Origin of the sequence: Longitalea luteola (assembly GCF_017356035.1) — a bacterium.
GTDB lineage: Bacteria > Bacteroidota > Bacteroidia > Chitinophagales > Chitinophagaceae > Niastella > Niastella luteola.
In genome coordinates this window covers 125,864-139,518 of record NZ_JAFIQX010000004.1, presented here as the reverse complement: position 1 = coordinate 139,518, position 13,655 = coordinate 125,864, and the positions used below count along the sequence as shown (strand labels likewise).

Annotated in this window: 10 protein-coding genes; 3 read left to right on the top strand and 7 right to left on the bottom strand. The window is 47.6% G+C overall.

The window, feature by feature from the left end:
• Nucleotides 1–97 precede the first annotated feature (97 nt).
• The 4 genes from JUB15_RS11980 to JUB15_RS11965 form a co-directional block, all read right to left on the bottom strand.
• The gene (locus tag JUB15_RS11980; RefSeq protein ID WP_242696324.1) at nt 98–1,918 is read right to left on the bottom strand and encodes a glycoside hydrolase family 13 protein; all 1,821 of its coding nucleotides are present in this window, start codon (nt 1,916–1,918) and stop codon (nt 98–100) included.
• Nucleotides 1,919–1,949: 31 nt separating this feature from the next.
• Entirely contained in the window at nt 1,950–3,317 is a 1,368-nt protein-coding gene (locus tag JUB15_RS11975) for an MFS transporter (protein ID WP_207512721.1), read from the bottom strand.
• Between the two features lie 645 nt (nt 3,318–3,962).
• Nucleotides 3,963–5,237: a glucose-1-phosphate adenylyltransferase gene (locus JUB15_RS11970; RefSeq protein ID WP_207512720.1), complete on the bottom strand. Its 1,275-nt coding sequence runs from the start codon at nt 5,235–5,237 to the stop codon at nt 3,963–3,965.
• A 47-nt stretch (nt 5,238–5,284) separates the two neighbouring features.
• Nucleotides 5,285–6,703, bottom strand: coding sequence for a glycogen synthase (locus JUB15_RS11965; protein ID WP_207512719.1), 1,419 nt, complete (start codon nt 6,701–6,703; stop codon nt 5,285–5,287).
• Nucleotides 6,704–7,012: 309 nt separating this feature from the next.
• Between JUB15_RS11965 and JUB15_RS11960 the strand changes: the two genes are divergently transcribed.
• Together JUB15_RS11960 and JUB15_RS11955 are read left to right on the top strand one after the other, a co-directional pair.
• A complete protein-coding gene (locus JUB15_RS11960; RefSeq protein WP_207512718.1) occupies nt 7,013–8,497 on the top strand; it encodes an MFS transporter in 1,485 nt (494 codons plus the stop codon).
• Nucleotides 8,498–8,639: 142 nt separating this feature from the next.
• Nucleotides 8,640–9,620 (top strand): ROK family protein, encoded by a 981-nt coding sequence (locus tag JUB15_RS11955; protein WP_207512717.1) that lies wholly within the window; start codon nt 8,640–8,642, stop codon nt 9,618–9,620.
• Between the two features lie 109 nt (nt 9,621–9,729).
• Here JUB15_RS11955 and JUB15_RS11950 read toward each other — a convergent pair whose 3' ends face one another.
• The 3 genes from JUB15_RS11950 to JUB15_RS11940 all read right to left on the bottom strand — a co-directional run bounded on the left by JUB15_RS11950 (nt 9,730) and on the right by JUB15_RS11940 (nt 13,159).
• On the bottom strand, nt 9,730–10,677 hold the full coding sequence (locus JUB15_RS11950; RefSeq protein WP_207512716.1) for a phosphodiester glycosidase family protein: 948 nt from the start codon (nt 10,675–10,677) through the stop codon (nt 9,730–9,732).
• Nucleotides 10,678–10,923: 246 nt separating this feature from the next.
• On the bottom strand, nt 10,924–11,859 hold the full coding sequence (gene lipA, locus JUB15_RS11945) for a lipoyl synthase (protein WP_207512715.1): 936 nt from the start codon (nt 11,857–11,859) through the stop codon (nt 10,924–10,926).
• Between the two features lie 499 nt (nt 11,860–12,358).
• Nucleotides 12,359–13,159: a hypothetical protein gene (locus JUB15_RS11940; RefSeq protein WP_207512714.1), complete on the bottom strand. Its 801-nt coding sequence runs from the start codon at nt 13,157–13,159 to the stop codon at nt 12,359–12,361.
• A 49-nt stretch (nt 13,160–13,208) separates the two neighbouring features.
• Between JUB15_RS11940 and JUB15_RS11935 the strand changes: the two genes are divergently transcribed.
• Nucleotides 13,209–13,634, top strand: a complete 426-nt coding sequence (locus tag JUB15_RS11935) for an OsmC family protein (protein WP_207512713.1) — start codon at nt 13,209–13,211, stop codon at nt 13,632–13,634.
• Nucleotides 13,635–13,655: the final 21 nt, after the last annotated feature.

Here is a 13,655-nt window from a genome sequence, read left to right as displayed (position 1 = left end):
ATATAAATCCATGTTGCGGCCCATCCTATACTGTCGGGTTGAAGCCGAGGGCCGCCGTTCGTTATGTACGACCACCGTATCGTTGTCTCAATTGCCTTTACCGGATCAGCTCCGCTACCCACAGCATTTTCCCCGGTATTTTCAGCTTGTTTGTGATATCCTTTTCTGTGCCGTCGATCACAGAGCGGGCTTTGGTGAAGGTTTTGGTGCGTTCTTCAAACCGGCGCATATCCAGTTCTTTTTCCTGGTCATTGGGGTTCATAACACACATGATCGTTTGCTGTGCATTGTACCGGAAATATACGTACACGCCATCTTCAGGTACATACTGCATCAGTTTACCGGTTTTCAAAGCACTGGAGCCTTTACGAAAATTGGCAAGCGTTCTTACATAATTGTGCACGTCATTTTCTGCGCCTGTTCTGCCGCCGGGTTCAAATTTGTTGGAAGCATCGCCCGGCCAGCCGCCGGGGAAATCCAACCTGACCAGCCCATCGGGGTTGGCAAAATTTTTCATCAGGATCTCGGTTCCATAATACAATTGCGGAATGCCGCGAAAGGTAAGCAGCCAGGCCAATCCCATTTTTAATTTGGCAATGTCTTCGCCTACTATGCTGAAGAAACGGCTCAGGTCGTGGTTGTCCAGGAACAGCACATTCTTCATGGCATCGGTGTACACAAAATCGTTTGTAGCGGTGAGATAGAGGCGGTTCACCCCTTCTGTCCAGCCAAAACCCTGGGTCATTGCCGGTATTATACCGTACAAATTCAGCTGAAAATCGGTTACGCCAGGCAGATTGCTTTTATACGGCATATTGTACCGGTTGCGTACAAAATAACTCTGGTTGGGAATGCCATGCACCCAGGTTTCGCCGAACAAATGCAGTTGGGGGTATTCGTCCAACAACGCTTTGTTACACCGGTTCATAAAGTCAAGGTCATTATAAGCGTACGTATCGATGCGCCAGCCATCGAGGCCGAATTCTTCGGTACACCAGATAGCATGTTGTATAAGAAAGCTGGCTACGTATGGATTGCCCTGGTTCACATCAGGCATCACGGAAGTGAACCAGCCATCACTCATTCTTTTTTTATCGCTGAGGGCGGCATAGGGGTCCATCAATACCTGGTCTTTGTAGGTGGTATTGGTATAAGCCGGCCACCAATGGAACCAACTGCTGTCGGGCATATCGCGGTATAAAAAATGTTCAATACCTACATGGTTGTACACGGCGTCCTGAATGATCTTCATACCGCGATTGTGTAAGCTGTCAATCAGTTCCTGGTAGGCTTTGGCGCCGCCCAGCCGCGGGTCAATGGTATAATGATCGGTAAATGCATATCCATGCTCGGTGCGGTCGGGCATGTCGTTCAGCAACACCGGGTTCAACCAGATGGCCGTTACGCCCAATTGCTGCAGGTAGTCGAGATGGTTTTGAATACCCTTCAGGTCGCCGCCATGGCGTTTGAAATAATCGGAGCGGTCAAGGCTCTGATCGCGCAATCCTGTGATACGGTCATTATTTACATCACCATTGCTGAAGCGGTCGGGCATGATGAGGTAGATAAGATCTTCAGAAGTTACGCCCCTGATGCGGGTTTTGCCATTCTGTGTGCTGCGCGCTTTTAAGGTGTACGACAATTGCGTCACCTGCGTTGCGCCGTTCCTGAAAGTAAATGTAAGCCTGCCCGGCGCCGCGGTTTTGCTGATGTCGAGATAAATGGTGAGATAATTGGGATTTTTGTACGTATGTACGCTGGTAAGCTTTACGCCGGCATAAGGTTTCAACGTTACCTGCCTCGCCGATCTGATATCGGGCGCCCGCACCAGCAATTGCAGTTTGGTATTTTTCATGCCCGCCCACCAATGCGATGGGTATACTTTCAGGCTATCCCGGGCCGATGTATGTAGAACCAATAAACAAGTGATAATTAATAGGAGGAGTTCCTTACAGCAAGTCTTCATTTGTTTTTTCTTTTACAATGAACGCACATATAATACCTGCTATAATCAATAAGCCGCCGCCGATCTGCACGGCGAGTAACCGGTCGTTATGCAGCAATGACTGCATTATTTTTCCAAAGAACAGCGAGGCAATGATCTCTGGCAGAACGATAAAGAAATTAAAGATGCCCATGTAAATGCCGATCTTATTAGCAGGTAAATACCCTGCCAGCATGGAATAAGGCATCGACAGAATGGAAGCCCAGGCAATGCCTACCATACTCATAGATACATACAGCATTCCGGGATCGCTGATATACTTTACGGTAGTAAGGCCAATGCCGCCAATGATAAGGCAAAACGTATGGGTCATTTTTTTGCCCAGTTTGGCTACCCAGAAGGAAAGTGTGAGTGAAAATAGAAAGGTGACCAGGTTGAGCACTGAAGCCGTTGCATTGGCATGTTCAATGCCCCGTGTGTATACTTCATTGGAGGTGCCGGGATCGCCTTTAAAAATATCGCGGGCTACGCCGGTGGTATAATAGAACCACATGAGGAAGAGGCCTGGCCAGGTTAGGAACTGTACGAGTGCCAGTCTTTTCATTTGGGCCGGCATGTGCATGACCGATGCCGTGATCTCCTTTATGGCGCCGCTGAAGCCGCTGCCATGCTCTGCATTGAGCTGTTGCCGCCAGTTGGGATCGGTTGGCGGATATTCTCTACTGCGCAGTACGGTATATAATACTGCTACCAGGAACATAATTCCGCCGATATAAAAAGACCACATAATGTTTTGCGGAATACCACCGGCTGATTGGTCGCGGGAGACGCCAAACCAGTTTACCAGCAGTCCGGGTAAAAAACCGGCAATAAAAGCAGCAGCTCCTATGAACATGCTTTGCATGGCATAACCGAAGGGCCTTTGCCGTTCATTCAGGTTATCGGCTACGAATGCCCGAAACGGTTCCATACTAACATTGATGCATGAGTCCAGGATCCACAGGGTGCCTGCGGCCATCCATACGGCGGAGGAATTGGGCATGATGAACAAAGCGATGGAACTTAAAATGGCGCCGATCAAAAAATAGGGTCTTCTTCTGCCCCAGGTAGGATGCCAGGTTCGATCGCTGAGGTAACCGATAATGGGTTGAACGATGAGGCCGGTCATGGGAGCCGCCAGCCACAGGCCGGGGATCTGTTCGGCCGATGCGCCCAGGTATTCGTAAATGGCGCTCATATTGTTCATTTGTAACGACCAGCCAAACTGTATTCCAAAGAAGCCGAAACACATATTCCAGATCTGCCAGAAGTTGAAATGGGGCTTTGCCTGTATGGCCTTTTCAGTGTCCAATACAATGGGGGATGGTTCCATAATGCAATCGCTTTGAGAAGATACAAGGTACAAGAAAATTCAAAGTTCTAAGTTCTAAGTTTTAAGTTCTAAGTTTTAAGTCAGCGGATAGCGAACGGAGATTGATTTTTGAAGGGAGGATTGCCTATTGCCTATTGTTTTCCGTACACTGGTCGTATCGAAATCGAACAGTTACCGGAAGCTGCTCCAATATAGTGCCTTGATTATTACGGTTATAATTTCCGGCACCGGGTTGGTTACTGTAAGAAGTGCCCGGGCCGAAGCATGGCTCAGGCGTTACAGTTAGGTGCCAACCGTGTAACCGTTACAATACTATCAGCGTCGTAAGGTTATCTGGTGAAGGCAGGTTTCAACCGAGTAGAGCACATGAGAATTATATAGGTTATCAGTAGGTATTGGTAAAGCCCGATCTGTTGTGTGGTCGGGCTTTTTTATACCCCCCGGCCACCTTAAGGGGGAGCCGCTGGCGCGCTTTGGCAAGTGTTCATTAAACTCGGTAGTCTGTTCGGGCGGGTTTTTGACATAAATAAAAGGCATGTTAACTGAAGTAACATGCCTTTTATTAAATTTCAGCATTGTATGCCTGCTGAAATTTGTTATGCTTTTTAAAGGGCGGTAGCTCTCCCCTTTAGGGGCCCGGGGGCATTATATCACAAACCCATCTGGTAAAATAGACCCTTTTTTCACGACGACAATTCCGTCTTTTATGGTGTATAACGAATGATCGGTATTTTCGAGGTGATTGCTGCCATTGATGCGTACATCATTACCGATGCGGCAGTTCTTGTCAACAATGGCATTACGAATGTAACAACGTTCGCCAATACCCAGCTTGGGTAGTCCGCGTTCAACGGAATGCTGCATTTCTTCAATGGTCTCAAAGTAATCGGAGCCCATAATGTAACTGCTTACCACTGTAGTGCCATGTCCAATACGGCTGCGGATGCCGATCACGCTGTTCTCGATGCGGCTGGCGTTAATGATGCTGCCTTCTGCAATGATCGTCTTCTCGAGCGTGGTGCCGCTGATCTTGGCCGGCGGCAGCATGCGGGCGCGGGTATATACCTGATTGCTATTGTCGAATAAATTGAAAGGCGGAATATCCTGGGTAAGCGCGAGGTTGGCTTCGAAGAACGAATAAATATGTCCTATATCGGTCCAGTATCCATCGTACTCATAACTCATTATTTTATGCACCCCGATCGATTTGGGCAGGATCTCCTTGCCAAAGTCGGTGGCATTTTTATGTTCATCCAGCAGCTGATCAAACATCAGCTTGCGGTTGAAGATGTAGATACCCATTGAAGCGAGATATACCCTGCCCTGCTTTTGCATTTCTTCACTGGTCTCACTCTTCCAGTCGGGCAACAGGTCCTGCTTCGGTTTTTCAATGAACGAGGTAATGTGGCCGTCAGGGTCTGCTTTCAGAATACCAAAATCGGATGCTTCCTTGGCGGGCACCGGAATGGTGGCAACAGAAATATCTGCACCCGACTCACGGTGTTTGTTGATCATATCCTGAAAGTCCATCTGGTACAGCTGGTCGCCCGACAGGATCAAAACGTATTCGAAGTCATGCTGGCTGAGGTGCCGTAACGATTTGCGTACGGCATCGGCAGTACCCTGGTACCAGGAAGGGTTATCGGGCGTTTGCTCTGCCGCCAGGATGTCAACGAAGGCGCTGCTGAAAATACTGAAGTGATAGGTGTTTTTAATATGCTTGTTCAGCGATGCCGAGTTAAACTGGGTTAAAACGAACATGCGGTTGATGCCCGAGTTAATACAGTTTGATATGGGAATGTCTACCAAACGATATTTTCCGGCGATAGGCACAGCGGGTTTCGAACGGCTGGCGGTCAGGGGATATAGCCTCGTACCGGCTCCACCTCCCAGAATAACAGCAATCACTTGTTTGCTCATGGTTGAAATTTTAATCCGAGTTCTTCTTCTTCTAAGTTATACAATAATTATATTACTAGCGCAGTATAGACATCAATATAATGTTTGACACTCGTCTCCCAGCTAAAATCAAGCTTCATCATATATTGTCTGATGTGATGCATTTTTTCTTTGTCGTGGTATAGTTCGGCTGCCCGCCATACTGCATGAGTAACATCGGGAACGCTGGCATGGGTGTAACAGATACCGTAACCGTTTACATCGCCCATATCAATAACGGTATCTCTTAATCCGCCAGTGCGACGTACCATTGGTACGGTCCCATAGCGCATCGAATACATCTGGTTCAGTCCGCATGGTTCTACCCGTGAAGGCATTAACAAAAAATCAAGCCCGGCATACATGGTATGACTTAACCCTTCATTATAACCGATAAATACATTGTAATCGTATTGCGATAATGGTTTTAGCGCATTCAAACCGGCTTCAACTTCGGGGAAGCCGCTGCCCAATACGAGGAAATTCATTCGCCTGCCTATATAGTAAAACGAATCGCTGATCACCTGTGGCAGCAGGTCGGCGCCTTTCTCCCCTACCAGGCGGCCAATAAAACCAATGAGGGGTTTATCAAAATCAAGACTGAACTGGTCGCACAGCAGCATTTTATTTTTTGCTTTGCCGGCTTCCAGATCGCCTATTGAATAATGGTGCTGTAAATAGGTATCCTCCCGAGGGTCCCATACCTTGTCGTCGATGCCGTTAAGGATGCCCACACATTTCCCTTTTTCATACTCGAACAGGGCTTCCAGTCCATTGCTCATGTATCTGAGTTCGGCCAGGTAACTGGGACTTACCGTGGTTACTTTGTCGGCGCATTTTATGGCGCTGGCCAGCGGGTTGATGGTATTGTTCCAGTCGAGCATGCCCCATTTCCACATATCCCATTGGGGAATCAGGATGCTGCGGCTCCAGGACATCCAGCCCTGGTATTGAGCGTTGTGAATGGTAAGGACAGTTTTAATGCCTGCCAGTGGTCTGTACTTAAAGCAATGCCTTACCATGAAGGGTATTAATCCGGTATGATGATCGTGCACGTGGAGAATATCCGGCTTTTGCGTCCAGGCATTGAGCCAGTCGAGCACACAGATCTGAAAAGCGGTAAAACGTTCTGTATCGTCGTCGTACCCATACACTTTTTCGCGATCGAGCAAGCCATTTACATCTACGAGGTACAGTTCAAAACCCAGTTTATTGGTCTTTTCCTTGATAATGGTAAACTCGAACCACCAATTGCCCATGTTGGTGCGGCCTTTATGCACCACATCCCAATCATTGGCATATAAGAATTTGGTACGATACATAGGCATTACCACCCGGGCCGTATGACCCAGTTCATTCATGTACTTTGGTAAGGCCCCTACTACATCTCCCAACCCTCCTGCCTTAGCTACTGGGTAACATTCCGCGCTTACATGTAAGATATCCATTCTTGACAGCCTTTTTAAATAATGATTCCAGTTGGTTGTACTGGCTCTAAGCTACTGAATTAATTATGAAAGTAAACCACAACACACACAGATATAAAAAAAATGATTACAAAGACGACTGCTTATGACACCGGTAAACGAGCTGCTTCGCGTCTAGGTATAAACTGGGAGAATATAAAAATTTGTGCCTGCAAGCTGCTAAAGCGGTAACTTGGCAATTTGAACGTGCAACATAACAACAGTCGCTGCCAGCAATGGCAAAAATCTTATTACTTTTAAAACATCTTTTTGACTAAAACCAACCTTTAAATGAGCCAACAAACGAAATGGTCGCAATTTGCTGTTTTGATCTCTGTATTCTTTTTCTGGGGATTCGTTGCTGCCAGTAACGATATCCTGATCCCGGTATTCAGGGAGAAATTAAACCTGGAGCCCTGGCAATCCCAGATGATCTCCTTTGCATTCTATGTAGCTTATACGGTTGGTTCTGTTATTTATTACCTGATCAGTAAAGCTACCGGCGGCGATATCCTTAATAAAATGGGTTATAAAAATGGTATAGCCCTGGGGCTGGTGATCTCTGCATTGGGAACATTGCTGTTTTATCCTGCTGCAGAAACCGAATCGTTCCTGATCATGATCACCGGGTTATTTATTGTGGGGCTGGGCTTTTCCCTGCAGCAAACGGCTGCCAATCCGCTGGCCATTGTAATGGGTGATCCAAAAACAGGGGCTCAGCGTTTAAGCATGGCTGGCGGTATCAATAATTTTGGGACTACCCTCGGACCAGTGATCGTGAGCCTGGCTATTTTTGGTTCTGTGACTGGTGGTACCGCTGCTAAAGTGGCCGACATCGGCGCCGTAAAAGTACCCTACCTGATATTAGGCGCCGCCTTTATATTAGTAGCGATCATATTCAAATTCTCTCCTATTCCCAATCAGATAGAACATGCTGATGATACCAGCAAGGTAGCAACGCCTACCGATATTGCCAGCCCTATGGTTACCAGGAGAAGTGCATTGAACTACTCACAGCTGTGGTTGGGCATGATCGGCATTTTTATATATGTGGGCGTGGAAGTGGCTACGGCCAGCAACCTGCCTCAGTTTATGACCGAACACCTCAAAGATGAAAATGGCAATCCTTTTCCTACCGAAAGCATTGCCCCCTGGGTGTCGCTGTACTGGGCGAGCCTGATGATGGGCCGCTGGACTTCCTCCATCGGCGCCTTTCCTATCAGCGCCAGTGTAAAATCAGTATTGCGATTTATTATGCCTTACCTGGCCTTTGGTGTTTTCCTGCTGATCAATAAGATCGCCAATCACGATATAACTCCGTTTTATATTTATGCCGGCGTGATCGTGGCGCTGATCATTGGCGACCTGCTCAGCAAGGGCAATCCTGCACGCCAGTTGCTGATCTTCTCTGGCCTGGGTATGGCCGGTTTGATCATCGGGATGCTGGCCGATGGCTGGATCAGTGTGTATGCCTTCACCAGCGTGGGACTCTTCTGCTCTACCCTGTGGCCGTGTATCTTTACCCTGGCCATTGCCGGCTTAGGACGGCATACCAACGAAGGCGCCAGCTTCCTGATCATGATGATCATGGGCGGCGGGTTCATTAGTTTATTGCAGGGCTGGCTTGCAGGTCCGGAGGTAATAGGTATTCAGGCTTCCTTCATCGTAGGAGTGCTTTGTTTTGCCTACCTCGCCTTCTATGCCATTCGCGCCAAGGCCATTTTAAAAAGCCAAGGCATTGATTATGACAAACTAGAGAGCGCAGGAGGTCATTAATACACAAATAGATGGTATCTTCACGCCGCAAAAACTATAGGCCCTGGCCCACGCGGGGACAACATGAATTGGGACTGCTGGTATAAATAAAACGGCAGATCAAGCCGGATAATGACTGAAACTAAAGAAACTGATTAATGCAATGAGACAACAAGAGTATGCCATTGGAATTGATATTGGCGGCACGAACACCGTATTTGGGATTGTAGATCACCGCGGAGATATTTCATACCGGGGGGCCATTTCAACCCGCAAACACAAGGATGTAAACGATTATATTGATGAGCTGGCTGCTGCGCTGGCGCCGGCCATCGACCAGGTTGGCGGCATCAATGGCATCAGGGGTATCGGTATTGGCGCTCCCAACGGAAATTATTACAAAGGCACTATTGAATATGCGCCGAATTTGCCCTGGAAAGGACTGGTTCCATTGATCCAGCTGATGAACGATAAATTCGGCGTTCCCTGTTCCCTTACCAATGACGCCAACGCAGCTGCTGTAGGCGAAATGATGTATGGCGTGGCCCGTGGCATGCGCGATTTCATAATGATCACCCTGGGCACCGGCGTGGGCAGCGGCATCGTGGCAAACGGTCAGCTGATCTATGGTCACGATGGTTTTGCGGGTGAACTGGGACATACCACCATTATTCCCGGCGGCCGCTTACATAAAGGCACCGGTTTACGGGGTTCGCTGGAATCCTATGCTTCTGCTACCGGCGTAACGCTCACCGCCCTGGAATTCCTTGACCGCGACTTAAAACGCGACAGCCTGTTGCGTAACTATGCCAAGGAAGAGATCGATAGCCGGATCGTTTACGAATGCGCGATGCAGGGCGATGCCATAGCCAAAGAAGTGTATGAATTCACTGGGGAAGTACTGGGTCTGGCGCTGGCCAATTTTGTGATGTTCTCTTCGCCGGAAGCCATTATTTTATTCGGTGGCATGACCAAAGCGGGCGATCTGATCCTGAAGCCAACCCGTGAGCATATGGAAAAGAACCTGCTGCCGATCTTCCAGAACAAGGTGAAGCTGTTGTTCTCTGAACTGCGTGAAGCCGATGCAGCGATCCTGGGTGCCAGCGCTTTGGTATGGGAAGTGAAGACGGATAAGGTTGTCTGAAACTGAAGTCGGAAGTCCGAATTCGGAAATACATAATACAAATACAAAAAGGACCCAAGTTGATCGTATCAACATGGGTCCTTTTCTTATATATCGAGCTCTTTACCCATCATCTCCGACTTCTGACCTCCGACTTCAGACCTCTGACCTCTGACCTCCGATTTCCGGTCTCCGATTTCCGGCCTCTGAGAACCATGAACACACTGGCAACGGGTCGCTGCGTTTCATCAGAAGGAACAATCGTTTCCTTCCCATTAATAAGCATACAACTGCTGCCGCCGCCATCGAGGTTGATGGCTTCCACACAACCAAGGTCAACCAGTATACGGGCTTCTTCATCGAGTGTGGCGCCTTCCGCAATACCGGGCGAACGGCCCTGGATAACCAGTATGATCAAGCGGTGGTTCCTGGTATAGCCGATCGCCGTGCGCGGATGCCGGTCATTCCTTTCAAAGGCGTATAACTGTTCTTCTTTATTGGTAATAAATACCGCCCCTTCCTGCACCAGTACTGGTCCTCCCCCAATGGCGGTATGCATTTTCCACCAGTTCCATTGTTCAATGGTATGCAGGTCGGTAAATGAGGGGTCTGGATTGCTGCCTTTGGCAATAATGGGATGGGTTTGAAATCCATAAGGCCATCGTTTGGCCGTATCTGTGAATACCCAGGCTACATCGGCCTGCCGGTTTTTCGAAATGCCAAATGCGCTGCGGGTGGCATAATAAAAGGAATCGCTGAGCAGGCTTTTCAGGGCAGGCACATTATAGGCTACTATCTTTCCCTCACGCATGATCAGGTTCAGGTTCTGCCGGGTTTGCGGGGAGAAATAACCGCCGTTAACGACGATATACGGCTTTCCCTCCCGGTTATAAAATTCGGATGGCGTGTAGCTGTTGCCTTCGCCTGTTTGTGCAGTAAAATCGAGCTGTTTGTCTTTCAGTTTTACCTCGGCACACCAGGCTCTGAAAGGCCGGCCGTTCAAGGAATCGGACGTCTTAAAAATGCGGATGGATGCTGGCAGGCTATCGAATTCATTGTTGGCTTTTATCCACTTCAATTGCGTAAACCCTGAAGCTGGTAAAAGGTAGAGCAATGTTAATATTGAATGTCGGGCAAGCAATTGAATGTTGAAGTGGAATTAGGATGGTGTAGCAGGAAGTATTAAGTATGAAATTTAGCGATTTCAGAGTCATCTGAAGTGGATTCCGGCAAAACCATAAATCCCGAAATCTCAAAATCCCGAAATCGAAATCACTTCATACTTTGTACTTCTGTCAATACTTTACCGGAAGATAATCATAATTTAAGAAATCATCATTTCCTTTTGCTTTAACCACTGTTCTTTTCCGTAACCCGGAATCACGTGGCGTTCGCTGTGGTAAGAAGAACGAACGAGTGGTCCGCTTTCTACATAATCAAAACCCATGTTATAACCGGCTTCGCGATACTCAGCAAATTCATCGGGATGCACGAACCGAAGCACTGGTAAATGCTTTTTAGTGGGTTGCAGGTATTGGCCCAGGGTGATCACATCGACACCACTGTTGCGCAGGTCCTGCATGGTTTGCAGAACTTCTTCTTTGGTTTCGCCCAAACCGCACATGATGCCGCTTTTGGTGCGCATTCCACCCTGTTTCAGGATCTTCAGCACTTCCATGCTGCGACGGTATTTGGCCTGAATACGAACCTGGCGGGTGAGGCGTTCAACAGTTTCTATATTGTGTGATACCACTTCGGGCGCCGCGTCAATTACGCGTTGAATGTCTTCAGCCTTTCCTTTAAAGTCAGGTATCAGGGTTTCGAGTGTAGTATCGGGATTTAATGCTTTAACGGCTTTGATGGTATTGTGCCAGATGATGCTGCCACCGTCTTTCAGCTCGTCGCGGTCAACCGAGGTGAGGACTGCGTGTTTAACTTTCATCAGGTGAATGGCTTCTGCCACGCGTTGCGGTTCGTCCCAATCAACGGCATCGGGCCGGCCGGTGGCTACTGCGCAAAAACCGCAGCTGCGGGTACATACGTTACCCAGGATCATGAAGGTGGCTGTACCTTCGCCCCAGCATTCGCCCATGTTCGGACAATTGCCGCTTTCACAAATGGTGTGCAGTTTATGAGTGTCAACCAGGTTGCGTACATGCCGGTAGTTTTCGCCGGTGGGTAATTTTACACGCAGCCAGTTGGGCTTTTTTACAACAGAAGTCGATTCATTTACGCTACTGATAACGGGTAATTCCTGCATAAGTCTTTTTATTCTGATTAAACCTTAGGGTGTTTACAACTTGTCCCGACGGGTCGGGGGCCAGGTATAATAACACATCAAAACCCAAAAGGTTGCTGAGTCTGATTGTAACAGTTTGATATATAGCCATCTATTGCAAACAGCATGGCAAATCGCCTACAAAAATAACATAAAATCAATTGGCAATCAACAATCAATAGGCAGTTCACAGTTCACAGTTTATAGTTTACAGTTTATACTTCTTTCATCCGTACAGCCGACTTTGATTTGTAAGCTGCCTGTAACTGGGCAAGCGGAATGGTAACCAGTGACTGATGCCTGGTAATCGATGCGGTGGTAATCGGTGCGTGGTAACTGGTGCCCGGTAACTGGTGCCCGGTTACCGGTAACAAATAAAAAAGGAGGATCTCCTGTTATTGGAAGTCCTCCTTTTTAACGTTTACAGCTGCCCCTTTAGGGGGATTGGGGGGCTTTCCCCCTTTAGGGCCCCGGGGGTAAATTATTTTCGCCGGCCCAGTAATAAAGAGATATACGCGTTAAAGAAAAAATTCTTTTCCGGGTTATAAGCCATCTGCGCTACTTTCTGCACATAATATTCTGCATTCAGCCCTACTTCAATCGCTGCTACGGTTTCATTGAACCGGCCATAATCGAAACGAAGCGCGCCTTTGGCATGTACGCCATATTTTGGTTTTACTTTGTCCCAGCCTACCGTAAACCCTGATGCGCCCTGCTCAAAATAGTTGCTGTCGATGATTTCGGGGTATGTTTTACGATAGCGCTGGTTGGCCTGGTCAACCACATCAACAAAATACGGTTTTTCCAAACCCACGGCTACGCCCCCGGTATAAACGGCCATTACCGCTACCCCGTTCTTATTGCCCTTGCCACCAATAATACGTTGTTGACCGGCGCCGAGTTTTACCTGGTAAAAATTATTCAGTTTTCCGTAAATGACACTGTTGAAGTTAAAGCCGTTCAGCAGGGAAGTACGTTTTTCTTTTTTGTGTTTTTTTTCGTTTATCTCCAGCTGGAAGATATTAGCTACGCGGGCACTTTTAAACCGCCCTATTTCGTAGGAAAGTCCATAGCCGTCGGTATTTAACTTTATTCCGAAAGCGCTTTGCCTGGCGAAAATGATCTCTCCTTCTTCTTCCTGCTTTAGCAGGTTGTTGATCCTCTCACGTTTTGCGGCCTGTCTGTCTTTTTTTGCTGTTGGTGATTTGGGAGTTGGATTATCTTGCGCCCATAAATTAGATGCAAGCGTACCAGCCAAAAGGAACAAAACAAATTTCTTCACTGGCTATGATTTGATTATTAAACGTAAATTTAAGGTAAAAATATACATAATGACCTCAACAGTAGTTTACGAAGGAAATCTGAGAACGGTTTGTACACACGTAAAATCCGGATCCGTTATTGAAACTGATGCGCCACCAGATAACCAGGGCATGGGTGAACGTTTTTCCCCTACCGATATGGTGGCAACCGCCCTGGGAACCTGCATGCTTACTATAATGGGTATTAAAGCAAGGGATATGAATCTTGATATCAAAGGCATTAAGATAGATGTTGAGAAGATCATGAAAGCCGATCCACGTCGTATTGGTGGTATAAATTTAACATTTCATTTTCCCGATACCCTGCAGGTAGATGAAAAACAAAAGACCATTCTGGAACGTGCCGCTCATACCTGCCCCGTTATGTACAGCATTCATCCCGATATTGAAGTGAACGTGACTTTTAACTGGAAACCCGAACCAATAAACAATTAGCAATAGGCAATTGACAAGGCT